Origin of the sequence: Paraburkholderia sp. GAS42 (genome assembly GCF_050436565.1) — a bacterium.
Lineage (GTDB): Bacteria > Pseudomonadota > Gammaproteobacteria > Burkholderiales > Burkholderiaceae > Paraburkholderia.
In genome coordinates, this window is record NZ_JBNDML010000025.1 from 82581 (window position 1) to 109515 (window position 26935).

Below are 26935 nucleotides of genomic sequence, written 5' to 3' on the forward strand. Positions count from 1 at the left end.
GCGCTTTTTTCACGCTTTCCGGAACGGCGTTCGGCTCAGCGCTTCTAATCGCAACGCCTGAGCCATGCTCGCAATTCGCCCGCAAACTGCGCACGCTGGTACTGCGCGAGATGCTGCCCGATCATCACCGCCTGGCCACGCGACACGAGCGCGATCCGGTCGCACGGCGTTGCTCCGGTTTCTACCCGCACCCAGCGCGGATTGAATTCAATCTGTGTGATCTGCTCTGCGCTCACCTGCTCGATCACCAGCCGGTTCGGATAGAGCCGGATGCGTTCGTAATCCACAGCGTGGCGCGCATAGATGACAAACGCGACACCTACCGCCAGCAGCTCGATACCCGTGAACGGCAACACCAGCCACGCGCCGTACAGCAAAAGCGTGAAGGCGATCGCCAACGAGACCAGCGCAAGCGACACATAGAAGCCAACGAACTGTCGTGGCGAAGCCGAACAGTTGCGTTTCATGGTCCAGTCTTTCAGGACCGGTTCTGAATCCGCCAGCAGATCAGTCGCTTCCATCGCTGCCTCCCTGCATCCGGCACCGCGCCTGACACCGTCACCTTCGGCGCTTTCGGCCAGCTTTCCGTCTTGGCCCGCCTCGGCCTGTCGCCCCAAATGTGGGAACCCCGAGCGACAAACTGACGCATTATAGGCGCGTTCAATGGCATCCACAAGCAACGCTCTATCGGCTTGCAAGCCAGTCGCGACAAGCCTCTGCGCCGTTTTGACGCACCTCGTTGACGCCTTTCGAAGCGGTAATTTCAGACATAACAGATGTCCTCTTTACCGCATCAACGATTCTTCGACGAACCTCTGCCGATGTCTTCAATACGCACGATGCCGTGACCTTCGGCCGTGGTCCGCGGCACGGCTTTCCAGGCGTGCCCGTAGATGACTTCGAACGTGAGCGGAATCGTGCCGTCCGCGCGCCGGCGCGCCTCGAGGGCCGTCAGCAGCGCCTTGTGCAGACGCCTTGCCGTGCCCGGCGAGGCCGCTTCGCGCTCGAACGGGTAAGCGCCCCAGCGACGCACATCCGCAAGCAGCGACTCGGGCGACCTGTAGGTGATGGTGAGCGTTTCCTGGTCCATGACTGGAATCTCGAATCCGCTTTCGACGAGCATATCGCCGAGATCATGCATGTCGACAAAGTCAATCACGTGAGCGCGCGAGCTTACGCCGTGGGTCGCCTCGACCTCGGCCCACGCGCCGCGCAGCTCCTTGAGCGTGTCGGGGCCGAGCGTGCTGAACATCAGCAGGCCGTTCACCTTCAGCACACGCTGCCATTCGGGAAAGACGAGATCGGGCCGCGAGTGCCAGTGCAGCGCCAGGTTGGACCAGACGAATTCGAACGCGCCATGGGCGAACGGCAGTGCGGAGAAATCGGCCTGCGCGAAACGCGGACCGCGTGCGCCGAGCGCCTTGCCGATCGAAGCCGGCAGAAAGCGTCGCCAGCTCGTGTCGCCAGCGTCGTGATGCAGCGCGCGGCGAAGCATTGCATGCGACAGGTCGGTGCCAAAAACCGGCGCTTCGGGGAAGCGCTCGCGCAGGACGGGAAGATCGTCGCCCGCGCCGCAGCCTGCATCGAGCACGCTGGCCGGACTCATCTTGATGAAGTCGAGACGCTCGCGCATGCGTTGCGCGATTTCGCGCGGCAGAAAGGCGACGTCATCGAAAGTCGCGGCGCGGCGGTCGAAAATCCGTCGCAAACGCCGCGAATCATAGGCCGGACGGCTGGTTTTTGCGGGAGTTGGGGGCATGGCGGTCGTACGGACGAAGAGTGCGAAGTATACTCGCTCGCTCCCTTTGCTTCAGTGCAGGAGGCCTTCGCGGGCACATTCAGCCATGCCGGTCACGTCCGTTTCTCCATCCTCTCGCAACCGGTTTGCGATCGTCTCGCGTCTCGTTTGCTCGCGCGTTTGTCTGATATGGCAGCAGGTTGCTGCGTTCGCGCTACCCAATCTCTGTGGACTGTGCGGCAATTTGTCGCAGCAAACACTGTGCGAGGGCTGCGATGCGGCCTGCTGGAATGAAACGCGTCTGCGCTGCGCGGTTTGCGCGATTCCATTGGCGGCATCTTTGCGGCAGTCCGGTCGGGATCGCGGTCGCGGTCGATACCAATGTGGAGATTGCGTCTCGGCTCCGCCGTCGTTCGACGCAACCTTCACGCTCGCCGATTACCGCGCGCCGCTCGATGCACTGGCGCTGGGGCTGAAGTTTCGCGCGCGGCTCATGCTGGCGCGCGAATTCGGCGAACGTCTCGCCCGCCTCGCGGATGACGCGCTGGAAACCGCCGCACGCCCGGACGTGATTGCGCCGGTGCCACTGGCGCGCCGCCGGCTGATCGAGCGCGGCTACAACCAGGCATGGGAAATCGCGAAGCCGCTCGCCGACGCGCTGCACATACGACGTGACGCGACGCTGATCCGGCGCATCATCGATACCGCACCGCAGTCGCGGCTCGATCTCGACGCGCGGCGCGAGAACGTCGGCCGCGCGTTTGCTGTGGCAAAGCCGGTGAAGGGTCTGCACGTCGCGATCGTCGACGATGTGATGACCTCGGGCGCCACACTCGAAGCCGTCGCGCGTACGCTCAAGCTGGCCGGCGCGCGACGCGTGACCTGCCTCACAGCGCTGCGCACACCGAAAAACTAGTCTTCAACCCGTTCAAATCATGTTCAACGTCGTTCTCGTCGAGCCCGAAATTCCGCCGAATACCGGCAACGTGATCCGCCTGTGCGCCAATACCGGCGCGCGGCTGCATCTGATCGAACCGCTCGGTTTTCCCCTCGACGACGCCAGGATGCGTCGCGCCGGTCTCGACTATCACGAGTACGCGCAGATGCATGTGCATGCCAGTTGGGACGCGTTTGTCACCGCCGAATCGCCGGACGCAGCGCGCATGTTTGCGTTCACCACGCGCGGCTCGGGACGTTTTCACGATCACACGTTTCAGCCCGGCGACTGGTTCGTATTCGGTGCCGAAACGCGCGGGCTGCCCGATACCGTACTGTCGACCTTTACCCACGAACAGCGCGTCCGGCTACCGATGCGACCGGGTAACCGCAGCCTGAATCTGTCGAATACGGTTGCGGTGGTGGTGTTTGAAGCGTGGCGTCAGGCGGGTTTCGACGGCGGCGCCTGACGATCGGCCAGTTCGCTTTCATACAGCCGGAACATTGCATCGTCGAAGCACGCAAAGATCATGTGATTTATTGAAGCGGCTTGCGGCAAGGTCTCGATGACCGTGCCAACGGCAATTTGCACCGCCTGCTGCGCGGGAAAGCGGTAAACACCGCAGCTAATCGCCGGAAACGCGATGCTCGAGCAATGCGCGTCTTGCGCGAGCTCGAGCGAACGTCGATAGCAGGACGCAAGCAGTTCCGACTCGCCGCGCTGGCCGCCGCCCCATACCGGGCCCACGGCGTGGATCACGTGCTTCGCAGGAAGTTTGTAGCCTGCGGTGATTTTCGCGTCGCCGGTGGCGCACCCGCCGAGCGTCTCGCATTCGTGCAGCAGATCGCGTCCCGCCGCCCGGTGGATCGCGCCATCGACGCCGCCTCCGCCCAGCAACGACGTATTCGCCGCGTTGACGATTGCATCGACGGCGAGCGTCGTGATGTCGACGACACGCGCTTCGAGCCTGCATTGACCGATAGTGAGCATGGGAACCTCCGCGTCCGGACGCCTTTATCAGGTGGACAGCGGAGTAACGCCGCGGTTCAGAATCAACCGCGACGCAAGAGAGAAAGTAAACAGCGGTCCGACGCCGAACGGACGCCGACGTTATTCCGCCTTTGAATCGCGACGCAGAAGTGCGCTGACCGCATCGCGCGGCGCGACACCGTCGAACAGTACAGCACACACTGCCTGCGTGATCGGCACCTCGATTGCATGCGCACGCGCGATGGCCAGCACCGCCTGCGCGCAACGCACGCCTTCGGCCACATGGCCAAGGCCACCGAGAATATCGTCGAGCGTGCGGCCTGACGCGAGTTGCACACCAACCGTTCGATTACGCGACAGATCGCCCGTCGCGGTGAGAATCAGGTCGCCGAGGCCGGTCAAACCCGTGAACGTTTCAGCCCGACCGCCAAGCGTCACGCCAAGCCGTGACATTTCCGCGAGCCCACGCGTGATCAGCGCAGCACGTGCATTCAGGCCAAGACCAAGGCCATCCGAAATGCCCGTCGCAATCGCCAGCACGTTCTTGACCGCGCCGCCCACTTCGACGCCGACGAGGTCGTCGCCGGTGTAGATGCGCATCGCGCCGTGATGGAATGCCGCGACGGTGCGCTCGCGGCACGCCGCCGCGCCGCTCGCGACCGTCAGCGCCACCGGCAGACCTTGCCCGACCTCGCGGGCGAAACTCGGCCCAGATAGCACGCCGTTGCTCGCGTGTCCCGCCAGTTCCGCGGCGACAACCTGATGCGGCAACAACTGCGTATCCGATTCGAAGCCCTTGCACAGCCACACGACATGCGTCGGCACACTGCCCGCATCGCGCATGGCGCGAAACAGACCACGCAGGCCAGCGACAGGTGTCGCGACGACGCACAATGCGTCAGCGGCGGCGCAATGCGCGAGCGCCGCCGCCAGATCCGCTTCGTAACGAAGCGCAGGCGGCAGCGAAACGCCCGCCAGATAGCGGGCGTTTTCGTGCGTCGTGGAGAGGTCGGAAACGAGCGCGCTGTCGCGCGCCCAGAGCACCGCATCGTGCCGCGCAGCCAGATGGCCCGCGAGAGCGGTGCCCCATGCACCAGCGCCGAGAACGGCGACCTTCATACGCGGCACCGGACGCAACCCTTAGTGGGTCGCGTTGCCGTTCGGCACGCCGTCCGCGCCACCGAGCTGCGCGAGGCGTTGCTCGTACAGCGCCTGGAAGTTGATTTCGGCGAGGTGGATCGGCGGGAAGCCTGCGCGCGTGATCGCGTCGGCGATGTTCGAGCGCAGATACGGGAACAGGATCGTCGGGCATGCAATGCCGACGAGCGGATCGATCTGTTCAGCCGGGATGTTGCGGATGTCGAAAATGCCAGCCTGCTTGGCTTCGATCAGGAACGCGACCTTATCCTTGACCTTGGCGGTGACCGTGCCGGTCACGAGGATTTCGAACACGGTGTCGGCGAGGCGCTCAGCCTTCACGTCGACTTCGACTTCGACCGACGGCATGTCCTGTTCCAGGAAGATGGCCGGCGAGTTCGGCTGCTCGAGCGACATGTCCTTCAGGTAAATGCGCTGGATGTTGAAGAACGGCTGGTTATTCTCGTCAGACATGATTGAATGGGTCCCTGGATAAATTCATAACGGCGGGCCATCGCCGATGGTCCGCCGGATCTTTGTGACTCGTCGCGCCGGTACTGGCGCGACTCGTCTGGCGAAGCGATGCGAACCGGTCAGTTACGCGGCCGCTTCGAGCAGCGACATCAGACCGCCCGCGCGATCGAGCGCGGAGAGATCGTCATAACCGCCAACGTGCCTCTCGCCGATGTACACCTGCGGCACTGTCCGGCGGCCTGTACGCGTCATCATTTCTTCGCGACGGGCCGGGTCCTTGTCGATGAGCACTTTTTCAACGTGCTCGACGCCGCGCGACTTTAAAAGACGTTCGGCCATCTGGCAATACGGACACACCTGCGTGCTGTACATGATCACTTTGTTCACTTCGCAGCTCCTTGTTTCACGACCGGCATACCGGCCTGCTGCCAGGCGTTGAGACCGCCTTGCAGCACGTGGACCTCGGCATAGCCCGCATCCTGTACGACGCGCGCGGCCTTGTGCGACTGCTGGCCGGTCTGGCACACCAGCAGCACCGGATTGCTCTTGTTCTTCACAAGCTGACCGACTTTCGCCTGCAACTCTGCGAACTCGATGTGGCGTGCCGACGGAAGATGACCTTTGGCGAAATCCTCGGCGGGACGAAGGTCGATGACCACGGCATTGCGCCGGTTGATCAGCTGGGTGGCTTCGGCAGCGGAAAGGCCGCCGCGGCCACGCCGGATGATCGCCGGCCACAGGAGCAACGCCCCGGAGATGAGGGCAATCGCGATGAGTACAAGGTTTGTGTAATCAGTGAAAAACTTCACGGAAAATCCGCCGAAAAAGAGAGAAATCGGAAAGGGCAATCTTCCCATTATAAAATAACCGTCTGACGCGATGGCGGCGGCCCATCAGGCCCCATGCGGAACACCCGCCAGCGTGCTTTACCGCTTCCTTACTACCGACCGGCACCATGTACAAACTCGTTCTCATCCGCCACGGCGAATCGACGTGGAACAAGGAAAACCGATTCACCGGCTGGGTTGATGTCGACCTCACCGAACAGGGTAACCGCGAAGCGCAGCAGGCGGGCCTACTCCTGAAGGAATCCGGCTACACGTTCGACATCGCCTACACGTCGGTGTTAAAGCGCGCGATCCGCACGCTGTGGCACGTGCAGGACCAGATGGACCTGATGTATCTGCCGGTCGTCCATTCGTGGCGCCTGAACGAGCGCCATTACGGTGCGCTGTCGGGCCTCAACAAGGCCGAAACCGCTGCGAAGTACGGCGACGAGCAGGTGCTGGTCTGGCGCCGCAGTTACGACACGCCGCCGCCCGCACTCGATCCGTCCGACGACCGCACCGCCTATAACGACCCGCGTTACGCGAAGGTGCCGCGCGAACAGCTGCCGCTGACCGAGTGCCTGAAAGACACGGTCGCGCGCGTGCTGCCGATATGGAACGAATCGATCGCGCCCGCGATCAAGTCGGGCCGCAAGGTGCTGATCGCCGCTCACGGCAACTCGATCCGCGCACTTGTGAAGTACCTGGACGGCATCTCGGATTCGGACATTGTCGGCCTGAACATTCCGAACGGCGTGCCGCTCGTGTATGAACTCGACGAGAACCTGAAGCCGCTCAGGCACTACTACCTCGGTGATGCCGATGCGATTGCAGCAGCCCAGGCCGCCGTTGCAAAGCAGGGCAAGGCGGGCTGAAAACGGCCTGCCGACTGACAGCGAAGGCAGGACAAAGACGGCGCGCGCACCGGAAAGAACTACCGGTGCGCGCGCCGTCCCGCCATCCAGGCTCGCCATCCGACTGTTACCGCACATTACTTGTGCGTCGGGGCGCCGCCAGCCCGAACCTGCCGCGCCAGCGGCTGTCGAAACCCGATTACCCGCCCAATACACTCGCAGCACTTGCTGCACGGGTGTGCAGTTATACTTGTCCGTCCAATCTCTTTGACGCTGCCACGCGCATCCGACCGCACCAGACTCTATGCGAAAGAACCTGAAAAATATCGGCCTGATCGCCGCGGGCCTTGCTACTGGCGTTTTTGCCACCCTGCAGCTTTCCGCTTCGGCCCAGCAAACCGCGACCACGCCACTACCACTTGACCAGCTTCGGCTCTTCGCCGAGGTCTTCGGGCAGATCAAGCATGAGTACGTCGAACCGGTCGACGACAAGAAACTGCTCACCGCCGCCATCAAGGGCATGGTGTCGAGCCTCGACCCGCACTCGTCGTATCTCGACAAGACCGACTACGAAGAACTCCAGGAACAGACCAAGGGTCGTTTCGCAGGTCTGGGTATCGAAATTTCGTCGGAAGATGGTCTGATCAAGGTGATCTCGCCGATCGAAGACACGCCCGCGTTCCGCGCCGGCATTCGTCCGGGCGACCTGATCACGCGCATCAACGACAAGCCGGTGCGCGGCATGACGCTCGATAACGCCGTCAAGCAGATGCGCGGCGAGCCGGGCACGAAGGTCACGCTCACGATCTTCCGCAAGACCGACGACCGCACCTTCCCGCTCACGGTGACGCGCGCTGTGATCCGCGTCCAGAGCGTGAAGATGAAGATCCTCGCGCCGGGCTACGCGTACATCCGCATCACGAGCTTCCAGGAACGCACTACGCCCGACCTCGCAGCCAAGCTGCAGGATATCGCGCGTCAGCAGCCGAACCTGAAGGGCCTCGTCGTCGATCTGCGTAACAACGGCGGTGGTCTGCTGCAGAGCGCGGTCGGTGTGGCGGGCGCGTTCCTGCCGCCGGATTCGGTGGTGGTATCCACCAACGGTCAGATTCCGGATTCGAAACAGGTCTATCGCGATACCTACGATAACTACCGCCTGCCTTCGTTCGATGGCGATCCGCTGAAGGGCCTGCCGCCGATCTTCAAGACCGTGCCGATGATCGTGCTGACGAACGCCTATTCGGCGTCGGCGTCGGAAATTGTCGCGGGTGCGCTGCAGGACCAGCGTCGCGCGCTGATCGTCGGCAAGACGACGTTCGGCAAGGGCTCGGTGCAGACGGTCCGTCCGATGACCTCCGATACCGCGCTGCGTCTGACGACGGCGTACTACTACACCCCGAGCGGCCGTTCGATCCAGAACAAGGGCATTCGCCCGGACGTCGCGGTGGATCAATACGCGGAAGGCGATCCGGACGACGCGCTCGTGACGCGTGAAGTCGATTACTCGAATCACCTCGCGAACACGCAGGATCCGAACGAGAAAAAGGAACAGGAACAGCGCGAAAACGAGCGCATGGACCAGCTGCGTCTGCTCGAAGAGCAGAACGACAAGAAGACGCCGGAACAGCGTCAGAAGGATCGTGATCGCAAGCCGGTCGAGTTCGGTTCCGCCGACGACTTCATGCTTCAACAGGGCCTGAACAAGCTCGAAAGCAAGCCGGTCCAGGAGTCGAAGTCGATCACCGAGCGTCGCCTCGCGCAGAACAAGCCGCCGCAATCGGCTTCGGCGCCCGTCGTCGTGAAACCGGCTCAAGCTGTCACGCCGGGCGCGTCCGGCCCGGCACCGGCTTCCGCCCCGGCGCCCGCTTCGCAAAGCAACTAACGTTTCACGCTTCACCCGCCTTCGCAGCTTCGGCTGCGAAGGCGTCCAGCCTCTTCAAAGCGCCCGCGCGATTAAAATAACGATAACTACGACGCGCACCGCCATGAACGACGACCAGCTCCTCCGCTATTCCCGCCACATTCTTGTCGACGAACTCGGCATCGAAGCGCAGCAGTGCTTTCTCGATGCGCATGCGATCGTCGTCGGCGCGGGCGGCCTCGGCTCGCCAGCTGCGATGTATCTGGCGGCAGCCGGCGTCGGCACGCTGACGCTCGTCGACGCCGATACGGTCGATCTCACGAACCTGCAACGGCAGATCCTGCACGTCACGGCATCGGTGGGACGCAAGAAGGTCGAGTCGGGACGCGACGCCATCGCGCAACTGAACCCCGACGTGAAGGTGAACGCCATCGCTGAACGCGTCGACGACGCATGGCTCGACGCAAATGTGCCGCACGCGGCGGTCGTGCTCGACTGCACCGATAACTTCGCGACGCGTCACGCGATCAACCGCGCGTGCGTCAAACATCGCGTGCCGCTGGTGTCGGGCGCGGCGTTGCGCTTCGACGGCCAGATCAGCACGTTCGATTTCGGCGACGAAGCGTCGCCCTGCTACGCGTGCGTGTTCCCGGAAGACCAGCCGTTCGAGGAAGTCGCGTGTTCGGCGATGGGCGTTTTTTCGCCGACGGTCGGCATCATCGGCGCGATGCAGGCAGCCGAAGCGCTACGTGTGATCGCGGGCATTGGAACGCCGCTCGTCGGGCGTCTGATGATGCTGGATTCACTGCGGATGGAATGGAACACGATGCGCATCGCGCGTCAGCCGGATTGTCCGGTCTGCGGCGACACGCATCGTCAATAGAATCGCGCACGCGGCCCGATCAGGCCGCGGCGACGCGCTTGAGCGCAGCCTGCACTTCCTCCGGCTCAAACGAAGCCAGCACGTCAGCCACCGGTTTTTCAAGCGTCTTCAGACTCGAACGCAGGATCTCCTGCTTCACGACGAGCAACTGACTCGGATGCATCGAGAATTCGGTGAGCCCCATGCCGAGCAAGAGACGCGTCAAGGTCGGGTCGCCCGCCATTTCACCGCACACCGAAACCGGCACACCGGCGCGCTTCGCCTCGCGCAGCGTGAGCGCGATCAGATACAGCACGGCCGGATGCAGCGGGTCGTACAGATGCGCCACTGAGTTATCCGCGCGATCGATGGCGAGCGTGTACTGGATCAGATCGTTCGTCCCGATCGACAGAAAATCGAGGCGCTTCAGAAACAGCGGCAACGCGATCGCGGCGGCCGGGATCTCGATCATCGCGCCGACGCGCACGTTCGGATCGTAGATGAGACCGGCATCGTCGAGCTGACGTTTGGCCTCGCTGATCAGATCCAGCGTCTGGTCGATTTCCTGCGCGTGCGCGAGCATCGGAATCAGGATCTTCACCTGACCGAATGCCGACGCGCGGAGGATCGCGCGCAACTGTGTGAGGAACATCTGCGGCTCGGACAGGCTCCAGCGGATCGCACGCAGCCCCAGGGCGGGGTTCGCGGCAGTTTCGTAGCTGTCGCCACCGCCCATTGAATCGAGCGGCTTGTCGGCGCCGACGTCGATTGTGCGGATCGTCACCGGCAGGCCGTTCATCCCCTCTACCGCGCGACGGTAAGCATCGAACTGCTCTTCTTCCTGCGGCAGTTCGTCCTTGTGGTTCATGAACAGGAACTCGGTGCGGAACAGACCCACACCCGTCGCGCCCGCTTCGAGCGCGGCGCGTGCGTCGTCGGGCAGTTCGATGTTCGCGCAGAGTTCGATTTTCGTGCCGCACAGCGTTTGCGTCGGCGAGAACTTCAGGCGTTGCAGCTTGCGCTGTTCAAGCGCCTTTTCGCTCTGACGATATGAATATTCTTCGAGCACGATCGGCGCCGGATCGACGATCACGATGCCATGATCGCCATCGACGATGATCAGATCGTCCTGACGGATCAGTGCACTCGCCTGCTGCACGCCGACGGTCGCCGGAATGCCAAGACTGCGCGCAACGATCGCCGTATGCGACGTGCGGCCGCCGAGGTCCGTGACAAAACCCTGGAAGGTCTGCGTCTTGAACTGCAGCATGTCGGCGGGCGCGATGTCGTGCGCGACGACGATCATTTCGCTGCACGCGCCGTGCACCGCTTCGACGAGACCCACGGTCGACGCGCCCGCGAGCGCCTTCAGCACGCGCTCGACCACCTGCTCGATGTCGGCCTTACGCTCGCGCAGGTATTCGTCTTCGATATCGTCGAAATGGCGCGAGAGGCGCTCGAGTTGCTCGGTAAGCGCCCACTCCACGTTGTAGCGGCGCGTGCGGATCAGGTCGATCGTTTCCTGCACGAGCATCGCGTCGTTCAGGATCATCGAGTGGACGTTGATAAAGGCGCCCATTTCGCTGGGCGCATCGGCGGCAAGGTCGGCGCGCAATACGTCGAGCTCGATGTGCACGCGTTGCTGGGCCGTGCGAAAGCGCTCGATCTCGCCCTCGATCTGGGCGTGTTCGATCAGATAGTGGTCGACGTCGAGTGCAGCCGGGGCGATCAGATAGGCCCGCCCGATGGCAATACCGCGTGACACGGGAATTCCATGCAGCGTGAACGACACGCGCACCTCCTCTAGTTATGTGATGCCGCGGCAAACCGCTGCAATGCTCTCAGACCACGACAACCATTATAAATTCCGCGCCCTCGTGTGACTGCGTGCAGTGCAACATACTGAATCTTCGTAAACGATCCGATGTGCGTGATTCTCAAAGCCCCCGAGGCAGGCCGATCGTGCCACGTCTCCCCGAATCCGTAATGTCACGAAGCAATCATCCATTGTGGCGCAATAAAAAAATGCCGCGTCGAACGCGGCATTTTCTGGCTGTCTCTGGCCGTGCGTGAACCACGCAGCGCTCACTGACCTTCGCCGAATTTATCCGCGATCAGTTTCAGCAGCGCATCCATCGCTTCGGTTTCGTCCGAACCCTCGGTTTCGATCGTCACCGTACTGCCGATGCCTGCTGCCAGCATCATCACGCCCATGATGCTCTTCGCGTTGATCCGGCGGCCGTTACGGCTCATCCAGATTTCCGCCTGAAAATTACCCGCGAGTTGCGTCAGTTTGGCCGACGCGCGCGCGTGCAGCCCAAGCTTGTTCACGATTGTCGTTTCTTTTTGCAGCATCTGGTCTTCCGAAGCGCGGGTTGAATGGTGAAGTGAAACAGTTAAACGGCGCTCGCCCCGGGCGGCTGCGCGGGCAGACACGCCGTAGGATCGACGGCCGCCCCAGCCGGCACGGGCGCACCCGGGACGATTGTATGGATGCCTTTCGTCGCGCCGGCGAGCGCCTTGTCGACGAGCGTGTCGAGCGGCGTCGCGCGATAGCAGACGGCGCGCACCAGCATCGGCAGGTTGACGCCCGACAGCACGCGCACGTCCGGCAGCGTCGCGAGGCGCGCGGCGATGTTCGCCGGCGTTGCGCCGAAGACATCGGTCAGCACGAGCGCGCCGTTCTCTTCCCTCAGCCGCTCGATTTCGGAGTACGCAAATGCGATGACTTCGGGAGGATCACAGTCCGGCATGACGTCGATGACGCCAATGCGGGCGGGGAAGCCGCCGTAAATGTGAGCGATACACTCCCGCAGCGCGGTGGCGAGCGGGGCGTGCGCAATAATCAGAATGCCTGCCATGTCAGTGTTACAGCAAAAAACGGCTGGAAAGCGGTGGACCGGGCATTGTAACAGCACCATTTTCCCGCTTTCGGCGTGTCCGTGCAGACGTCGCACAGGCCCTGGTGCTGGCCTCACGCGCGGACTTCGCTGACCCGTCCCGCGCGCCGTTCAGCCGGCGGCGCGCTCCAGCGCATCGATGAACATGCCTGCGACATCGAAGCCTGTCTGTTCCATGATCTCCCGGAAGCACGTCGGGCTCGTGACGTTCACTTCAGTGAGCCAGTCGCCGATCGCATCGAGCCCGACCAGCAGCAACCCGCGCGCAGCGAGCACCGGCCCAAGCGTGTCGGCGATTTCGCGGTCGCGCGCCGTCAGCGGCTGCGCGACGCCCAGTCCGCCCGCCGCCAGATTGCCGCGCACTTCATTGCCCTGTGGAATCCGCGCGAGCGAATACGGCACCGGCTGACCGCCGATCAGCAGAATGCGCTTGTCGCCGGTCTTGATTTCAGGGATGAACTTCTGCGCCATCACCGAGCGCGCGCCGTCGTGGCTCAGCATTTCGACGATCGAGCCGAGGTTCATGCCATCCGCCTTCACGCGGAACACGCCCATGCCGCCCATGCCGTCGAGCGGCTTCAGGATGACGTCGCCGTGCGCTTCGTGAAACGCGCGCAGACGCGCCGGATCACGCGTGACGAGCGTCGGCGCGACGAATTGCGGGAACTCGCCGATCGCGAGCTTTTCCGAATGGTCACGAATCGCCTGCGGCTTGTTGAAGATGCGCGCGCCGCCGCGTTCGGCCAGTTCCAGGAGCCACGTCGACGTCACGTATTCCATGTCGAACGGCGGATCCTTGCGCATGATCACCGCGCCGAAGCGCTTCAGCGAACGGGTAGCGGCCGGGTCGGCGGCGTACCACGTTTTACGCTTCAGGTCCGTCCCTTCGCCGGTAATCGCAAAGCGCCGCGCATTCGCCTCGACATCGCCACCCGTCCACGCCAGATGCTGTGGCTCGCACGCGTACAGCGTGTGCCCGCGCCGCGCGGCTTCGGCCATCATCGCGTAGGTCGAATCCTTGTAGATCTTGAAGCGGTCGAGCGGATCGGCGATAAAGAGAATGTCCATGAAGGTCCTGGTGCGCCCGTGCGGGCCTTGCGTTGATCAGGTCGATCAAGTTGATCGTTGAAACGGCGCGCGGACGGCTTTCGCCTGCCCGCGCGCCTGTGTATGAAGCCTAGACCTGGATTGCTTCCGGATCCGTCTTTTCCAGTTCGACCGATGCCGCCAGCAGCCCGAGCCGCGCGACCACGCCGTACATATAAAAGCGGTTCGGCGGCGCCGCGCCCGGTTTCGCGTGCGCATCGGGCAGCGCCGTGTGTTCGAAACCGAGCGGCACGAAGTGCATACCCGGTGCGTTCAGGTTCTGGTCACGTTCACGGCTGCCGTGGACGCGGTAGAAACCGCCGACCACGTACCGGTCGATCATGTACACGACAGGTTCCGCGACTTCGTCACCGATGCGCTCGAACGTATACACGCCTTCCTGAACGATGACGTCATGCACTTCGAGGCCATCCTTCGTGACGGCCATCTTCGTGCGTTCGCGCCTGGTGAGTGCGGCGACTTCCGAAGCGTCGTGCACCGTCATCACACCCATGCCGTACGTGCCGGCATCCGACTTAATGACGACATACGGCCGCTCGGTGATTCCGTATTCGCGGTACTTCTTTGCGATCTTCTTGAGCACGCCGTCGATCGCGTCGGCCAGTGCTTCCTCGCCCGTGCGCTCCTGGAAATCGACCCCTTCGACGTGCGCAAAGTATGGGTTGATCATCCACGGATCGATCTCGACCAGCTTCGCGAATTTCTTCGCAACGTCGTCATAACACGAGAAATGCGTCGATTTGCGACGTACGGCCCACGCGGCGTGCAGCGGCGGCAGCAGGTATTGCTCGTGGAGGTTTTCCAGCACAGGCGGAATGCCACCCGACAGATCGTTGTTCAGCAGAATCGAACACGGATCGAAATTCTTCAGGCCAAGGCGACGTTGCGAGCGCTCGAGCGGCTCGAGAACGAGCTTCTGCCCGTCGGACAAGGCGATTGTCACGGGCCCGGCGACGTTCTCGTCGAGCGTACCGAAGCGGACGTTCAGCCCGGCCTGACGCATGATCGTCGCCAGACGCGCCACATTCTCCAGATAAAACGCATTACGCGTATGACGCTCGGGAATCACGAGCAGGTTTTTCGCGTCCGGGCAGATCTTTTCGATCGATGCCATCGCGGCCTGCACGGCGAGCGGCAGCGTTTCCTGCGGCAGGTTGTTGAACGCGCCGGGAAACAGATTGGTATCGACCGGCGCGAGCTTGAAACCTGCGTTACGCAGATCGACCGAGCAATAGAACGGCGGCGTGTGTTCCTGCCATTCAAGCCGGAACCAGCGTTCGATGGAGGGCGTCGCGTCGAGGATCTTCCGCTCGAGGTCGAGCAGCGGGCCGTTTAACGCCGTAACTAGGTGCGGAACCATTGATCACTCGCAGACTGGAGAAAAAAGATTGTAGAGCAAATGCCCAGCCCATTTGGGGGTGGTTTCTCCAATCGCAAGTTTCACTGCAGATGCATTCCTGCTATCGGCCCGATAGCCGGCAATCCGTGCTGTTTTCAGGATAGAGCAGGGAAGGCCGCACAAAGAAAAAGGCCCGCCGTGAGGCGGGCCAAAGTCGCTGTCGCTCTTACCTTACAAAACCAGGTGTTGCGGAATACCGCTCGCGTTATTCCACGTGCTCGCCGTGCAGCACCACGTCGAGGCCTTCGCGTTCTTCTTCTTCCGTCACGCGCAGACCCATCACCATATCGATGATCTTCAGCAGGATGTAGCTCACCACGCCGCTGTAGACCAGGGTCGTCAGAACGCCCTTGGCCTGCAGGATGATGCTGCCATCCGCGCCGCCGATGTCCTTGACTGCGAACACACCGGTCAGCAGCGCGCCTACGATACCGCCGACGCAGTGCACGCCGAAGCAGTCGAGCGAATCGTCGTAGCCCATCTTGCCCTTGAGCCACGTCGCCGACCAGAAGCAGATCACACCGGCAACCAGGCCGATCACGAGCGCACCGCCCACACCGACGAAGCCCGATGCCGGCGTAATCGCCACCAGACCGGCCACTGCACCCGACGCGATGCCCAGCGCCGACGGCTTACCCTTCGCAATCCATTCGGCGAACATCCAGCCGAGCGCCGCCATCGCGGTCGCAATCTGGGTCGTCAGCATGGCGAAACCGGCACGGCCGTCAGCGGCCACAGCGGAACCCGCGTTGAAACCGAACCAGCCCACCCACAGCATTGCAGCACCCATCAACGTGAGCGTCAGGTTGTGCGGCGCCATCGCTTCCTTGCCGTAGCCGACACGCTTGCCGAGCACGAGACAGCACACCAGACCCGCGACACCGGCGTTGATGTGAACCACCGTGCCGCCTGCGAAGTCGAGGATGCCCGCGCTAGCCAGCCAGCCGCTCGGTTCCCAGACCATGTGAGCGATCGGCGAGTAGACGATGATCGACCACAGCGTCATGAACACGAGCATCGACGAGAACTTCATACGGTCGGCGAATGCACCCGTGATCAGGGCCGGCGTAATGATCGCGAACGTCATCTGGTAGACGAAGTAAACCGTTTCCGGGATCGTCGGTGCGAGGTGGCTGACGGTCAGTGTCGTGGCCTTGTCACCCTTGATGTAGTTCATGCCCGCGAGGAACACCCGCGAGAAGCCACCGAGGAACGAGCCGCCCGGTGTGAACGCGAGGCTGTAGCCGACGACCGTCCAGATGATCGTCACGACGCAGGTGATCGCGAAGCTTTGCATCAGCGTCGCGAGCACGTTCTTCTTGCGGACCATGCCGCCGTAGAACAGCGCCAGACCCGGGATCGTCATGAACAGCACGAGCGCGGTGGAAGTCAGCATCCAGGCGGTGTCGCCCGAGTTGATCTTCGACGAGTCGACCGAGAACGGCGCGGTCGGGGCTGCCGGTGCAGCCTCAGAAGCGGCTGCCGGTGCCGATGCGTCGGCGGCCGGTGCGGAGGCTGTTGCTGCAGCCGGTGCGGAGGCTGCTGCTGCAGCCGGTGCGGCCGAGGCGTCTGCAGCCGGTGCAGCCGAAGCTTCCGGTGCCGGAGCGCTTGCAGCGGCGGCCGAAGCTGCCGCAGGCGCGGACGCGTCGTCCGCAAGGGCGGCGCCGATGCCACCCGCCATCAGCGAGCCGGCCATCAACAAGGACATCAATAAATTGCGCATCTCTATTTCCTCTTGTCGCTGTTTTTCTGTTACAGGGCGTCCGCGCCGGTCTCCCCGGTGCGAATCCGGATCACTTGTTCGATCGGCGTGACAAAAATCTTGCCGTCACCAATCTTGCCGGTGCGCGCGGCACGTTCGAGGGCCTCGATCGCCTGGTCCACGATGTCGTCCGAGACGGCTGCCTCGATCTTCACCTTCGGCAGGAAATCGACGACATACTCAGCGCCGCGGTACAGCTCGGTATGACCTTTCTGACGCCCAAAGCCTTTCACTTCTGTCACCGTGATGCCTGAGACGCCGATGGCCGACAAGGCTTCGCGCGCCTCATCGAGCTTGAACGGCTTGATGATTGCGGTAATGAGTTTCATGAAATCCTCGCTGTGGTTGCTAAACCTTGTGTGCGTGTGCCTCTGCGTCGACTAGCGGGTACTCCCGAAACCGCGTCGATGCGCCACCGGCAAAATCTGCCCGGCAGAGCGCGCGGGGCAGTAAGAGCAACTCGCATGCCATGTCGCGATACGAGGGGTAGCGCGGCAGCACGCAGAACGTTTGCGCGCCCGGGCCCTGGCCAGACAGCTAACGTTGGGGGACCACGGTGGCGCGTCGCGTGGATCGTTGCTAGAGTGTCCGCAGGCTCTACGGACCGGATCGCACCAAAGGTGCTCATCGGGTCAGGAGGCGGGACTGCGCGTGCACCACATTCGATCATCAGTCATCGCGGAGCACAGACGTAACGACTCATGCACATTTTTTGTGCATCCAAGGGGAACACATATGAAACAACCGAACGACGTCTTCAATGATTTTCAGGCGCGAATGAGCGACCTGCTGAAGAACTCGCCGGCAAAAGATGTCGAGCGCAACGTGAAGGCGATGCTGTCGCAAGGCTTTTCGAAGCTGGATCTCGTCACGCGCGAGGAATTCGATACGCAAACCCAGGTGCTGGTGCGCACACGCGCACGTCTGGAAGAACTGGAGCGCCGCGTCGCCGAGCTCGAACAGAAACTGCCGGTCACCCAAACACCTTGAACATATGAATTGAACTGAACTGGATTGAGCATCACCGGCAGGCGAGCCGCGTCGTCTCACCAGCATTAACGTTTTAGCGTTTCAGAAGGCGTGTGCGCGCAAGGCGCGCCGCCTGACGGGGAGAAAACATGTCGCTTGCCGTGGTGCGCAGTCGCGCGCCGGCCTCTGGCCGCGCGCCCGAAGTAACGGTCGAGGTTCACCTCGCCAACGGATTGCCCTCTTTCTCGATCGTCGGCCTGCCGGATCTCGAAGTCCGCGAAAGTCGCGAACGCGTGCGCGCCGCGCTGCAGAACTGCAGCTTCGACTTTCCGGTCAGGCGTATCACCGTCAATCTCGCTCCAGCCGACCTCCCCAAGGAGTCCGGCCGCTTCGACCTTCCGATTGCGCTCGGCATTCTCGCGGCGAGCGGACAGATTCCTGCCGAATCCCTTAACCAGCGAGAATTTGCGGGCGAACTTTCGCTGACCGGCGCGTTACGGCCGATGCGCGGCGCGTTCGCCATGGCGTGCGGCACGGCGCGCGCCGGCGTGCACTCCGGACGCACGCCCGAGCTCTATCTGCCGGCGGGCAGCGCGAAGGAAGCGGCGCTCGTGCCGGGCGTCGATGTCTTCGGCGCGGACGATCTGCCGTCGCTCTGCGCACATCTTGCCTGCGAGCCGGATCACCGGTTGTCGCCGGTAGGTCCACCCGAGGTGAAGCTCGACGAGGCCGTCGCGCGGCCGGATATGGCCGAGGTGATCGGCCAGCGCGGCGCCCGCAGGGCACTCGAAGTCGCGGCCGCGGGCGGGCATCATGTGTTGATGGTCGGACCGCCGGGTGCGGGTAAATCGATGCTGGCCGCGCGTCTGCCCGGTCTGTTGCCCCCCATGACCGATGACGAAGCGCTGACCTCCGCCGCGTTGCTGTCGGCAAGCGCTTCCGGATTTTCGCCATCGCACTGGCGCCAGCGTCCATATCGCGCGCCGCATCATTCGTCGAGCGCGGCCGCACTTGTCGGCGGACGTAATCCGCCGCAGCCCGGCGAAATCACGCTGTCGCATCTCGGCGTGCTGTTCCTCGATGAAATCCCCGAGTTCGATCGACACGTTCTGGAAACGCTGCGCGAACCGCTCGAGGCCGGGCGCATCACCATTTCACGCGCCGCACTGCAGGCGGATTTCCCGGCAGCCTGCCAGCTGGTCGCCGCGATGAACCCCTGTCCGTGCGGCTGGCGGGGCGATCCAAACGGCCGTTGCCGCTGCACGCCTGAGATCGCCGCGCGCTATTTGCGCAAACTGTCAGGGCCGCTGCTCGACCGGATCGATATTCAGATCGAGATACCCGCGCTGACACCCGCCGAGTTGTCCGGCCGTGCCGCGGAGCCCGGCGAGCCGAGCGCGGCGATCGCTGAACGGGTGAGCGCGGCGCGCGACCGGCAACTGCGTCGGCAGGGCAAGACCAATCGCGAACTGAGCGGTCGTGAAGCCGATCAGGTCTGTCGCCCCGGCGCTGCGGGCGAAGCCCTGCTGCGCGAGGCCGGCGAGCGGTTTGGCTGGTCGGCGCGCGCTTATTACCGCGTTCTGAAGGTCGCCCGTACGATCGCCGACCTTGCGGGCACGGAGACTCCGGATGCGGGCCAGATCGCTGAAGCCATCCAGTACCGGCGCGTCTTCTCACTCGTATGAAGTAAAAAAAACGGCTGTCAAGACTTGACTTATGCACACACTCCCATCTCAGACACCTTTTGATACATCTGAAAGGTGCATGAGAGCGACAACTGGAAACGCCTTGATTTAACTGGATTTTTTCATTTGCCAAGATCGCGGGCAAACTAACAGCAGGCCCACAGGGCGGGCCTGTGCGCGACACCGCACAGAGTTTTCAACAATGTTATCCACAGGTCCTGTGGGTAACAAAAAAAGCTCCATGAAATCCAGCGATTAGCGTCATCTTCTGCGAAGGAACTTTCACTGCAATCTGCGCTCAACGAGGTCCGTGAGAGGCAATTCCTTCCGGTTCAATAAAGTTTGAAGGATTGAAAAAACTGGTCGAGCTGCTCTGCCGGCAATTCGCGATCGGCGATGACAGCGGCCTGATACACATGCCGCCCCCGCGCAACGAGGCGAGCGTGCATCGTCCGCATTTCCTGTTTCGGACCGGCTTTGCCGCTAAAGGCCATTTCGATGCCGAGCACCTGGCCGCCGGCCGCGAGCGGAATCTGCGTCGCGTGAGAATCCGGCGTTGCGCCGAGATTACGGGCGAGTCCGGTGCGCAGGAATTCGAGCGCCGCGCGCTGTACCTGCGGGTCGTCGCTCGGCAGCATGACCGTGCCGACCGCAAACACCGCGTCGTCGGCCTCAGCCGTCTGCATGCTCATTTTCATCGGCGTGCCGCCAATATCGATCGGGCGCTCGTCAGCGGTGGGCTTCGCCGGCAGGTCGACGGTGTAGCCGTTGTCGTTGTTCATGATCGTGCGCCAATCGTACGTCGGCGAGCACGCCGCCAGGACTGCGCCTGCAACGAGCGCGCGGGCGCAGACGCGCAGCGTGTCCGGCAGGAACGACGCGGCGCGCGCAAGGAGAGAGGAGGCGGAACGGCAGGAAAGCTGCGGCAGGCTGAATACTGGTCGGTGCATGAGTACGGAAGATGGTCGAGCGGCTGAAAGGAAAGCGTCATTATCCGCTGTCGGGCAGCGTCCTGCCGCCGGTCAGGATTGACGCTACAATACAGAGGCTGTTGATCACCTGAAGTTCGCGCCTGTTTGCGTTTTTTGCGCCCCTTGCGCCCTTTGAGCGCTCCCCGAGGTCCATTTATGAGCCCCACCCCCGTGAGCCCCGCCCCCGTTTCCCGTCGCGCGAGCCCGATCCGCTATATCGCGATCGCGGTTGTTGCTGGTGCGATTGCGATCGCCGGCTACTTTGCGTTCGGCAGCCAGCAACATGTGCCGGATGCCACGTTCACGCTGCTGTCCGGCCAGAAAGTGTCGACCGCCGATCTGAAAGGCAAAGTCTATCTGGTCAACTTCTGGGCGACGAGCTGCGACACCTGCATGAAAGAAATGCCGCAGATGATCAACACGTATAACCGCTACAAGGGCAAAGGCCTCGAGTTCGTCGCGGTGGCAATGAATTACGACGCGCCAATGTACGTGACCAACTACACGCAAACGCGCCAGTTGCCGTTCAAGGTGGCGATGGACGACGGCTCGGCCGCGAAGCAGTTCGGCAATGTCCAGCTGACGCCCACCACGTTCCTCGTCGATCGTAACGGCAAGATCCTGAAGCGCTATGTCGGCGAGCCGGAGTTCGGTGAGCTCGACCAGTTGCTCGACAAGGCGCTGGCGACCTGATCTGGCGATCGGCCGCCTTGTGTTTGAGTCCCTCTGCACACGCGGCGACAAAGAAGCCCCACGTCGCCGCGCTTCAATCGCTTCAATCCCTTCGCTTCACCCCTACTCCGCCGCTGGTTTGACAGCGCGTCTCACCGCGCCCTTCACCGTTCGTTTTCGCCACGCGCGGTCAGGCCGTATCGTTTGATCTTCTCGTAGAGCGTCGCCTTTCCCAATTGCAGCCGGTCGGCAGCCACCGACACCGCGCCGCCCGCCTGCTCCAGCGCCTCCGCGATCACGGCCCGCTCGAACTGCTCGACGCGCTCCTTGAGCGACTGCGTCGCGGCATCGCCCGATGACGACGCAACTGTATCGTCGGCGACGCCGAGCACGAAGCGGTCGGCGGCATTGCGCAGTTCGCGCACATTACCCGGCCACTCGCGCTGCATCAGGCTCGTGCGCTGACGGTCGGTGAGAATGGGTGCGGGCCGCTGATAGCGCACCGCAGCGCCGAGCAGGAAATGTTCGAAGAGCGGCAGGATATCTTCACGACGCTCGGACAGCGGCGGCAGCGCGATCGTCACCACGTTCAGCCGGTACAGCAGGTCGCGCCGGAAGGTACCCGCCGCTACGTGCTCGGTCATCTCGCCCTTCGCCGCCGCCACCACGCGACAATCCACGCGCACCGGCTGGTTCGAGCCGAGCCGTTCCAGCACGCCGTCCTGCAGCACGCGCAGGAGCTTCACCTGTAGTGCGAGCGGCATGCTTTCGACTTCGTCGAGAAAGAGCGTGCCGCCCGACGCATGTTCAAGCTTGCCGATCCTGCGTTTTGCCGCGCCGGTGAATGCGCCGGGCTCGTAGCCGAACATCTCCGATTCGAACATCGGCTCAGGCAACGCGCCGCAATTGACTGCGATAAACGGCTTGTCACGCCGCGGCGACAGATCGTGCAGACTGCGCGCGATGAGTTCCTTGCCGGCCCCCGTGTCGCCGTTGATCAACACCGATGCATCCGTCGGCGCGACGTTCGCGATCAGGCGCCGGATCTGCTCGATCGCGGGACTGCGTCCGATAATGCCCGGCGCCACGGTGTCCTGGCCGGCGAGTTCGCGCCGCAGCGCCAGATTCTCCAGAACCAGCTTGCGCCGCTCGAGCGCCCGCCGCACGGTTTCGATCAGACGCTCCGAGGCGAACGGCTTTTCGATGAAGTCATACGCGCCGTCGCGCATCGCCTGCACCGCCATTGAGATGTCGCCGTGGCCGGTGACAAGAATCACCGGCACGTCGGGTGCGCGCTCCTGGCATTGCGCCAGCAGATCGAGTCCACTTGCGCCCGGCAGGCGAATGTCGCTGACGATCACGCCCGGGAAATCCGCACGGATCGCGCGCGCCGCGGATTCGACCGAAGCGTGCCCGGCGACGTCAAAGCCGGCCAGTTGCAGACTCTGCACGCTCGCCCGTCGCACGAGCTCGTCGTCTTCGATGTAGACCACCTGCAAACCACTGTTGCTCATAGCATTGCCACCTGAATTCAGGAACCTGACGCGACGGCCGACTTCGCGTGCACCTGCGCGCGACGCAGCGTCAGCACGAACATCGCGCCGCCTTCCGGCGCGTTACGCGCGACGAGCGAGCCCCCGCAGTCGCGCGCGATCGACGATGAAATCGCCAGACCCAGACCGAGCCCCTGGCCCATTTCCTTCGTCGTGAAAAACGGTTCGAAGAGATGCGGCAACACATCGTCGGGGATGCCAGGGCCATTGTCATGCACGGTGATCAGAAGCACCGCTTCGGAAACCTCAATGTCGATCGCGATTTGCGGCGACGGCAAGCCGGCGACGACATCGAGCGCGTTCGCCAGCAGATTGATCAGCACCTGTTCGAGCCGCAGATCATCGCAGTTCGCAACCAGCGCCGGATACTCGCCCGCGACATCGAAGCGTCCAGTCCGGCCCGAATCAGTGTCGGTCAGCGACAGTTGCACAGTCACGTCCTGCAGGCGTTTCTGCAGCAACGTGAGCACGTTACGTAATGCGCGCGCGATCGGCGCGCGCGCGCTGCGCGGTCGCGCCCGGCCAACGAACAGCTTCAGCTGGTTGGTGATCTTGCCCATGCGCTCGGTCAGGGACGCGATCGCTTCGAGATTTTCGCGCGCCGACACCTGATCGCCGCGCTCGAGCAGCACGCGTGTGTTGTCCGAAAAGCTGCGCAGCGCAGCGAGCGGCTGGTTGAGTTCGTGCGTGATGCCCGCAGCCATCTGGCCAAGCGCGGCAAGCTTGCTCGTCTGGATCAGTTCTTCGTGCGCCGCGCGCAGTTCCTGCTCGGCGCGCGTCCGTTCAGCGACTTCTTTCTGAAGCTGCTCGTTGGCCTGCGACAGGTCCGCCGTGCGCTCCGCAACACGCTGGTTCAGCTCCGCGTACGCCTTTTGCAGCAGCGCGCGGCTGCGCATCACTTCGCGCACGCGGGCGCGGCGCATGCGCCAGTAGAAGCCGAACAGGCACAGCGACACGTAACAGAGGCCGGTCACGATCGAGGCGTTGCGCGCGTCGGCGTTGACAGGATCGATGGGCGCCATCGTGATCAGATGCCAGTCCGGCTCACCGATTGCACGGCGCGTTGCAAGAAAGCGCTGCGCACCGCGCCCGCCGCCGACACGCACAATCTGCGCGCCGCCTTCCAGCGTGCGCTCGATCGTGACGGGCAGCGGTGCGATCGGCTGCTGTGCATACTGGCGCGTCTGCCAGATCGTATCCGCGACCGCGCCCGACAGCGGTCGCACCGTGTGGTATTTCCAGGCAGGAACAGACGACAGAAAGATCACGCCATGATCGTCGGTGACAACTAGCGGCTCGGAGGCGTCCGCGCCCTGCAGCCATTCGAGACTCAGCTTGACGACCGCCACGCCGACGATGCGTCCGTCGCGCAGCACCGGTTGGGAGATGTAGTAGCCCGGATCGTGCGACGTCGTGCCGATACCGAAAAAGCGCCCGACGCCGCCCTTCATTGCATCGACGAAATACGGCCGGAACAGATATTCGGCGCCGACAAAGCTGTCCGCGCCGCCGCGCCAGTTGCTCGCCGCGATGCAGATACCGTCCGCGCGGACGATGTACGTCGCGGTTGCCCGCGCACGTTGATTGAGGTCTTCGAGATAACGGTTCGCGCGCTCGACGAGGGCCGGGACTGGGGCCGGCGTGTCGAGCACTTCCTGCACGAACGGATGGCCCGCCAGCAGATACGGCAGCGATTCGTAACGATCGAGCGTACTTTTCAGCGTGCCCGTCGTGCGATCGACGCGTACCGCAGCGCTGCGCCGCAGGGTGTCGATGCCGTGCTGCCAGGTGATCGTCCACGTCAGTCCGCACGCCGCGATCAGCCCGGCGGCGAGCGCAACGAGGATCAGCAGGCGGCGCGTCACGGTAGCGATGTCCAGTCCGGTGTGCGGAGAATTGGGATCGACTATTGTGGCATACCGTGACGCTTCGCTCGCCTGCCGGGCGGACGGCAGCGCAGCGCGCGCCGCCGTCTTCATGACATCAGGCTCCGGCCGCTTCGCGCTCGGTGACGGGCGTCTCGCCGCGGATCACCGAATTCAGCCTCGCGCGGTCCAGCTCCCTTTCCCAGGCAGCCACGACGACCGTCGCCACACCATTGCCGACAATGTTCGTCAGCGCGCGGCACTCGCTCATGAAGCGGTCGATGCCGAGGATCAGCACCATGCCCGACAGCGGAATCGTAGGCACCACAGCCAGCGTTGCGGCCAGCGTGATGAAGCCCGCGCCCGTCACACCGCTCGCGCCCTTCGACGTCAGCATCGTGACGGCGAGCAGCGTGAGTTGCTGCCCCCAGCTCAGGTCGGTGTTCGTCGCCTGCGCGATGAACAGCACGGCCATCGTCATATAGATGTTGGTGCCATCCAGATTGAACGAATAGCCGGTCGGCACGACGAGGCCGACCACCGAACGCGAGCAGCCGAGCTTTTCAAGCTTCAGCATCAGTTGCGGGAGCGCCGCTTCCGACGAGCTCGTGCCCAGCACGATCAGCAGTTCTTCCTTGATGTACGCGACGAAGCGGAAGATGTTGAAGCCCACCAGGCGCGCGATGAGGCCGAGCACGACGATCACGAACACGACCGACGTCAGATAGAACGTGCCGATCAGCTTCAGCATCGGAATCAGCGAACCGATGCCGTATTTGCCGATCGTGAACGCCATCGCGCCGAATGCGCCGATCGGCGCCAGCTTCGTGATGATGCGTACGATGCCAAACAGCACATGCGAGAAGCCGTCGATCAGGTTGGTGACGACCTTGCCCTTTTCGCCCGCCGTTGCCAGCACGGCGCCGAACAGCAGCGCGACCAGCAGGATCTGCAGGATTTCACCCTGCGCGAACGCCGACGAGATCGTGTCCGGGATGATGTGCATCAGGAAATCGACCGTCGTCTGGCCGTGTGCCTTGGCGGCATACGATGCGACCGACGAGCCGTCGAGCGTCTTCGGATCGATGTTGAAGCCGGCGCCCGGCTTCAACACGTGCGTCGCGACGAGGCCCAGCACGAGCGCGAATGAAGACACGACCTCGAAGTAGAGCAGCGCCTTGCCGCCGACGCGGCCGACCTTCTTCATGTCCTCCATGCCCGCGATGCCGGTCACGACGGTACAGAAGATGATGGGGCCAATCACCATCTTGATCAGTTTGATGAAGCCATCGCCGAGCGGTTTCATATCGACGGCGAGCGTCGGCCAGTAGTGGCCGAGCACGATACCGATGAGAATCGCGACGATCACCTGGACGTACAGCACTTTGTAGATGGGTTTCTTCACGACAGTGTCTCCTTGCTCTAGTTTGCCGGGCCGTTGCGGCCGCAGCTTCTATTTTGCAAGGTCAGTGCCAGTCTGAGACTGCTTATTTACCCTTGATTTATATGGGATTTTTTAAGCAGCACGCTGATGCGAGTCCGGGTTTCCGGAAATCCGGAATCGGCGCGTCGGAGAATCCGGACGGAAGACTGGCGAAAGCCAGATAAAAGTGACGAGTCAGAGGGTGAAAGCGCCCAGGGGTTCGCAGACGCCTGGCCGTCCGGCCTGTTGCTGCTCTCAGGCGCGAGGCGCGATCATGAGGGATTGATTTATTTTGCTTCGCCGCGACCGACGCGGCAAAGGCTCTCCGGAAACCTCCAGAGTGATGACAGATTTTTTCAGTTTCCTCGGCTGGCTGTTTGTGAACGTGGGTGTGCCCGTGCTTGCACCGGTTACGCTGCTTCCGCTGCTCAGATTCAACAGGATCTACGGGGGTGATCTCAGCAGTGCTCGTGCTGAACGGGACGATCAATTCGTTGCACCGGTCAACTGACGACCCGGACGATGAATCGCCCAATCGCGGCCTTGTCCGCGCATCAGTCTTGACCACGATCATCACGTCCGTGAGCTTTAGCCTGGTACATTACTGGTTGACCTGAGTAACACACATCAGGTCCTGCATCTTTGGCTTTTCAGGGAGGTTCGACATGCCAAATCTAATCGACGCATACATCGAAAACGTCGCGCTACGGCGGAAATTCGTCACCGGAGTCGAGCGCTTCGTCGTCGTGGGCGGCATCGTGGCTATCGCTGTGACGATCATCGGAATGAAGTACTTCCAGTAACGTCACCGAGGTTCTGTCGCCTCAACCCGCACCATAAAAAAGCCCCGCATCTGCGGTAATGCCGTTCAGTTAGCACTGAACGGCATTTTCATTTGCAGAGCAGGAAGAGGTTGTAAACGGCGCGCCGGGGTGTTAACTTTTCGGCG

At 62.9% G+C, this 26935-nt stretch carries 28 protein-coding genes; 10 read left to right on the forward strand and 18 right to left on the reverse strand.

The annotated features are described in order from the left end of the window. Window positions 1-44: 44 nt before the first annotated feature. Together P3T16_RS29315 and P3T16_RS29320 are read right to left on the reverse strand one after the other, a co-directional pair. On the reverse strand, window positions 45-521 hold the full coding sequence (locus tag P3T16_RS29315; RefSeq protein WP_429344919.1) for a DUF2244 domain-containing protein: 477 nt from the start codon (window positions 519-521) through the stop codon (window positions 45-47). 272 nt (window positions 522-793) lie between these two features. After that, complete coding sequence (locus P3T16_RS29320) at window positions 794-1759, reverse strand: methyltransferase domain-containing protein (RefSeq protein ID WP_429254890.1); 966 nt, start codon at window positions 1757-1759, stop codon at window positions 794-796. Window positions 1760-1844: 85 nt separating this feature from the next. Between P3T16_RS29320 and P3T16_RS29325 the strand changes: the two genes are divergently transcribed. Continuing rightward, the gene (locus P3T16_RS29325; protein WP_429344920.1) at window positions 1845-2654 is read left to right on the forward strand and encodes a ComF family protein; all 810 of its coding nucleotides are present in this window, start codon (window positions 1845-1847) and stop codon (window positions 2652-2654) included. A gap of 19 nt (window positions 2655-2673) precedes the next feature. Then, on the forward strand, window positions 2674-3144 hold the full coding sequence (trmL, locus tag P3T16_RS29330; protein ID WP_429344921.1) for a tRNA (uridine(34)/cytosine(34)/5-carboxymethylaminomethyluridine(34)-2'-O)-methyltransferase TrmL: 471 nt from the start codon (window positions 2674-2676) through the stop codon (window positions 3142-3144). On the opposite strand, the gene P3T16_RS29335 is transcribed toward trmL, so the two are convergent. The 5 genes from P3T16_RS29335 to P3T16_RS29355 form a co-directional block, all read right to left on the reverse strand. Then, window positions 3117-3665 carry an O-acetyl-ADP-ribose deacetylase gene (locus P3T16_RS29335; RefSeq protein WP_429344922.1) on the reverse strand — a complete coding sequence of 183 codons (549 nt, stop codon included), beginning with the start codon at window positions 3663-3665 and terminating at the stop codon, window positions 3117-3119. The genes trmL and P3T16_RS29335 overlap by 28 nt on opposite strands. Before the next feature lie 120 nt (window positions 3666-3785). After that, complete coding sequence (locus P3T16_RS29340; protein WP_429344923.1) at window positions 3786-4784, reverse strand: NAD(P)H-dependent glycerol-3-phosphate dehydrogenase; 999 nt, start codon at window positions 4782-4784, stop codon at window positions 3786-3788. Between the two features lie 21 nt (window positions 4785-4805). Then, window positions 4806-5276 carry a protein-export chaperone SecB gene (gene secB / locus P3T16_RS29345; protein ID WP_429344924.1) on the reverse strand — a complete coding sequence of 157 codons (471 nt, stop codon included), beginning with the start codon at window positions 5274-5276 and terminating at the stop codon, window positions 4806-4808. 123 nt (window positions 5277-5399) lie between these two features. Then, window positions 5400-5663, reverse strand: coding sequence for a glutaredoxin 3 (gene grxC / locus P3T16_RS29350; protein ID WP_429254896.1), 264 nt, complete (start codon window positions 5661-5663; stop codon window positions 5400-5402). After that, complete coding sequence (locus P3T16_RS29355) at window positions 5660-6085, reverse strand: rhodanese-like domain-containing protein (RefSeq protein WP_429344925.1); 426 nt, start codon at window positions 6083-6085, stop codon at window positions 5660-5662. Before P3T16_RS29355 ends, grxC begins: the two co-directional genes overlap by 4 nt. 146 nt (window positions 6086-6231) lie before the next feature. Here P3T16_RS29355 and gpmA point away from each other — a divergent pair, with 146 nt between their 5' ends. The 3 genes from gpmA to P3T16_RS29370 all read left to right on the forward strand — a co-directional run bounded on the left by gpmA (window position 6232) and on the right by P3T16_RS29370 (window position 9701). Continuing rightward, window positions 6232-6978, forward strand: a complete 747-nt coding sequence (gene gpmA / locus P3T16_RS29360; protein ID WP_429254898.1) for a 2,3-diphosphoglycerate-dependent phosphoglycerate mutase — start codon at window positions 6232-6234, stop codon at window positions 6976-6978. A 283-nt stretch (window positions 6979-7261) separates the two neighbouring features. Beyond that, window positions 7262-8839, forward strand: a complete 1578-nt coding sequence (locus P3T16_RS29365; RefSeq protein WP_429254899.1) for a S41 family peptidase — start codon at window positions 7262-7264, stop codon at window positions 8837-8839. Between the two features lie 103 nt (window positions 8840-8942). Further along, the gene (locus P3T16_RS29370; protein WP_429344926.1) at window positions 8943-9701 is read left to right on the forward strand and encodes a HesA/MoeB/ThiF family protein; all 759 of its coding nucleotides are present in this window, start codon (window positions 8943-8945) and stop codon (window positions 9699-9701) included. Window positions 9702-9720: 19 nt separating this feature from the next. Here P3T16_RS29370 and ptsP read toward each other — a convergent pair whose 3' ends face one another. The 7 genes from ptsP to P3T16_RS29405 all read right to left on the reverse strand — a co-directional run bounded on the left by ptsP (window position 9721) and on the right by P3T16_RS29405 (window position 17177). Then, the gene (ptsP, locus tag P3T16_RS29375; RefSeq protein WP_429254901.1) at window positions 9721-11472 is read right to left on the reverse strand and encodes a phosphoenolpyruvate--protein phosphotransferase; all 1752 of its coding nucleotides are present in this window, start codon (window positions 11470-11472) and stop codon (window positions 9721-9723) included. Window positions 11473-11765: 293 nt separating this feature from the next. Continuing rightward, on the reverse strand, window positions 11766-12035 hold the full coding sequence (locus tag P3T16_RS29380; RefSeq protein WP_228977339.1) for an HPr family phosphocarrier protein: 270 nt from the start codon (window positions 12033-12035) through the stop codon (window positions 11766-11768). Between the two features lie 41 nt (window positions 12036-12076). Then, window positions 12077-12541 (reverse strand): PTS sugar transporter subunit IIA, encoded by a 465-nt coding sequence (locus P3T16_RS29385; RefSeq protein WP_429344927.1) that lies wholly within the window; start codon window positions 12539-12541, stop codon window positions 12077-12079. Between the two features lie 150 nt (window positions 12542-12691). Further along, window positions 12692-13648 carry a glutathione synthase gene (gene gshB / locus P3T16_RS29390; protein WP_429344928.1) on the reverse strand — a complete coding sequence of 319 codons (957 nt, stop codon included), beginning with the start codon at window positions 13646-13648 and terminating at the stop codon, window positions 12692-12694. Window positions 13649-13757: 109 nt separating this feature from the next. Continuing rightward, entirely contained in the window at window positions 13758-15047 is a 1290-nt protein-coding gene (gshA, locus tag P3T16_RS29395; protein WP_429254904.1) for a glutamate--cysteine ligase, read from the reverse strand. A 244-nt stretch (window positions 15048-15291) separates the two neighbouring features. After that, on the reverse strand, window positions 15292-16809 hold the full coding sequence (locus P3T16_RS29400; protein ID WP_429254905.1) for an ammonium transporter: 1518 nt from the start codon (window positions 16807-16809) through the stop codon (window positions 15292-15294). Between the two features lie 29 nt (window positions 16810-16838). After that, complete coding sequence (locus P3T16_RS29405; RefSeq protein ID WP_006048089.1) at window positions 16839-17177, reverse strand: P-II family nitrogen regulator; 339 nt, start codon at window positions 17175-17177, stop codon at window positions 16839-16841. A gap of 406 nt (window positions 17178-17583) precedes the next feature. Between P3T16_RS29405 and P3T16_RS29410 the strand changes: the two genes are divergently transcribed. Then, entirely contained in the window at window positions 17584-17838 is a 255-nt protein-coding gene (locus P3T16_RS29410) for an accessory factor UbiK family protein (RefSeq protein WP_064267170.1), read from the forward strand. 128 nt (window positions 17839-17966) lie between these two features. After that, window positions 17967-19502: a YifB family Mg chelatase-like AAA ATPase gene (locus P3T16_RS29415; protein WP_429344929.1), complete on the forward strand. Its 1536-nt coding sequence runs from the start codon at window positions 17967-17969 to the stop codon at window positions 19500-19502. A 332-nt stretch (window positions 19503-19834) separates the two neighbouring features. On the opposite strand, the gene P3T16_RS29420 is transcribed toward P3T16_RS29415, so the two are convergent. Then, window positions 19835-20452 (reverse strand): hypothetical protein, encoded by a 618-nt coding sequence (locus tag P3T16_RS29420; RefSeq protein ID WP_429344930.1) that lies wholly within the window; start codon window positions 20450-20452, stop codon window positions 19835-19837. 177 nt (window positions 20453-20629) lie between these two features. Between P3T16_RS29420 and P3T16_RS29425 the strand changes: the two genes are divergently transcribed. Further along, the gene (locus P3T16_RS29425; RefSeq protein WP_429254908.1) at window positions 20630-21166 is read left to right on the forward strand and encodes a TlpA disulfide reductase family protein; all 537 of its coding nucleotides are present in this window, start codon (window positions 20630-20632) and stop codon (window positions 21164-21166) included. 143 nt (window positions 21167-21309) lie between these two features. On the opposite strand, the gene P3T16_RS29430 is transcribed toward P3T16_RS29425, so the two are convergent. From P3T16_RS29430 to P3T16_RS29440, 3 genes are read right to left on the reverse strand one after another with little or no spacing between them, the layout of a single operon-like run. Then, complete coding sequence (locus P3T16_RS29430) at window positions 21310-22659, reverse strand: sigma-54-dependent transcriptional regulator (RefSeq protein WP_429344931.1); 1350 nt, start codon at window positions 22657-22659, stop codon at window positions 21310-21312. A gap of 17 nt (window positions 22660-22676) precedes the next feature. After that, window positions 22677-24677, reverse strand: a complete 2001-nt coding sequence (locus P3T16_RS29435; protein ID WP_429344932.1) for a sensor histidine kinase — start codon at window positions 24675-24677, stop codon at window positions 22677-22679. Between the two features lie 4 nt (window positions 24678-24681). Beyond that, window positions 24682-25968 (reverse strand): dicarboxylate/amino acid:cation symporter, encoded by a 1287-nt coding sequence (locus tag P3T16_RS29440; protein WP_429254911.1) that lies wholly within the window; start codon window positions 25966-25968, stop codon window positions 24682-24684. 358 nt (window positions 25969-26326) lie between these two features. Here P3T16_RS29440 and P3T16_RS29445 point away from each other — a divergent pair, with 358 nt between their 5' ends. Together P3T16_RS29445 and P3T16_RS29450 are read left to right on the forward strand one after the other, a co-directional pair. Then, entirely contained in the window at window positions 26327-26497 is a 171-nt protein-coding gene (locus tag P3T16_RS29445; RefSeq protein WP_429344933.1) for a hypothetical protein, read from the forward strand. A gap of 154 nt (window positions 26498-26651) precedes the next feature. Continuing rightward, the gene (locus P3T16_RS29450) at window positions 26652-26789 is read left to right on the forward strand and encodes a hypothetical protein (RefSeq protein ID WP_429254913.1); all 138 of its coding nucleotides are present in this window, start codon (window positions 26652-26654) and stop codon (window positions 26787-26789) included. The last annotated feature ends 146 nt before the right edge of the window (window positions 26790-26935 follow it).

Coding starts and splice junctions, on each gene's coding strand:
- P3T16_RS29315 (WP_429344919.1), bottom strand. CDS start 521: ATGGAAGCGACTGATCTGCTGGCGGATTCAGAACCGGTCCTGAAAGAC.
- P3T16_RS29320 (WP_429254890.1), bottom strand. CDS start 1,759: ATGCCCCCAACTCCCGCAAAAACCAGCCGTCCGGCCTATGATTCGCGG.
- P3T16_RS29325 (WP_429344920.1), top strand. CDS start 1,845: ATGCCGGTCACGTCCGTTTCTCCATCCTCTCGCAACCGGTTTGCGATC.
- trmL (WP_429344921.1), top strand. CDS start 2,674: ATGTTCAACGTCGTTCTCGTCGAGCCCGAAATTCCGCCGAATACCGGC.
- P3T16_RS29335 (WP_429344922.1), bottom strand. CDS start 3,665: ATGCTCACTATCGGTCAATGCAGGCTCGAAGCGCGTGTCGTCGACATC.
- P3T16_RS29340 (WP_429344923.1), bottom strand. CDS start 4,784: ATGAAGGTCGCCGTTCTCGGCGCTGGTGCATGGGGCACCGCTCTCGCG.
- secB (WP_429344924.1), bottom strand. CDS start 5,276: ATGTCTGACGAGAATAACCAGCCGTTCTTCAACATCCAGCGCATTTAC.
- gpmA (WP_429254898.1), top strand. CDS start 6,232: ATGTACAAACTCGTTCTCATCCGCCACGGCGAATCGACGTGGAACAAG.
- P3T16_RS29365 (WP_429254899.1), top strand. CDS start 7,262: ATGCGAAAGAACCTGAAAAATATCGGCCTGATCGCCGCGGGCCTTGCT.
- P3T16_RS29370 (WP_429344926.1), top strand. CDS start 8,943: ATGAACGACGACCAGCTCCTCCGCTATTCCCGCCACATTCTTGTCGAC.
- P3T16_RS29380 (WP_228977339.1), bottom strand. CDS start 12,035: ATGCTGCAAAAAGAAACGACAATCGTGAACAAGCTTGGGCTGCACGCG.
- P3T16_RS29385 (WP_429344927.1), bottom strand. CDS start 12,541: ATGGCAGGCATTCTGATTATTGCGCACGCCCCGCTCGCCACCGCGCTG.
- gshB (WP_429344928.1), bottom strand. CDS start 13,648: ATGGACATTCTCTTTATCGCCGATCCGCTCGACCGCTTCAAGATCTAC.
- gshA (WP_429254904.1), bottom strand. CDS start 15,047: ATGGTTCCGCACCTAGTTACGGCGTTAAACGGCCCGCTGCTCGACCTC.
- P3T16_RS29400 (WP_429254905.1), bottom strand. CDS start 16,809: ATGCGCAATTTATTGATGTCCTTGTTGATGGCCGGCTCGCTGATGGCG.
- P3T16_RS29405 (WP_006048089.1), bottom strand. CDS start 17,177: ATGAAACTCATTACCGCAATCATCAAGCCGTTCAAGCTCGATGAGGCG.
- P3T16_RS29410 (WP_064267170.1), top strand. CDS start 17,584: ATGAAACAACCGAACGACGTCTTCAATGATTTTCAGGCGCGAATGAGC.
- P3T16_RS29415 (WP_429344929.1), top strand. CDS start 17,967: ATGTCGCTTGCCGTGGTGCGCAGTCGCGCGCCGGCCTCTGGCCGCGCG.
- P3T16_RS29420 (WP_429344930.1), bottom strand. CDS start 20,452: ATGCACCGACCAGTATTCAGCCTGCCGCAGCTTTCCTGCCGTTCCGCC.
- P3T16_RS29425 (WP_429254908.1), top strand. CDS start 20,630: ATGAGCCCCACCCCCGTGAGCCCCGCCCCCGTTTCCCGTCGCGCGAGC.
- P3T16_RS29430 (WP_429344931.1), bottom strand. CDS start 22,659: ATGAGCAACAGTGGTTTGCAGGTGGTCTACATCGAAGACGACGAGCTC.
- P3T16_RS29435 (WP_429344932.1), bottom strand. CDS start 24,677: ATGAAGACGGCGGCGCGCGCTGCGCTGCCGTCCGCCCGGCAGGCGAGC.
- P3T16_RS29450 (WP_429254913.1), top strand. CDS start 26,652: ATGCCAAATCTAATCGACGCATACATCGAAAACGTCGCGCTACGGCGG.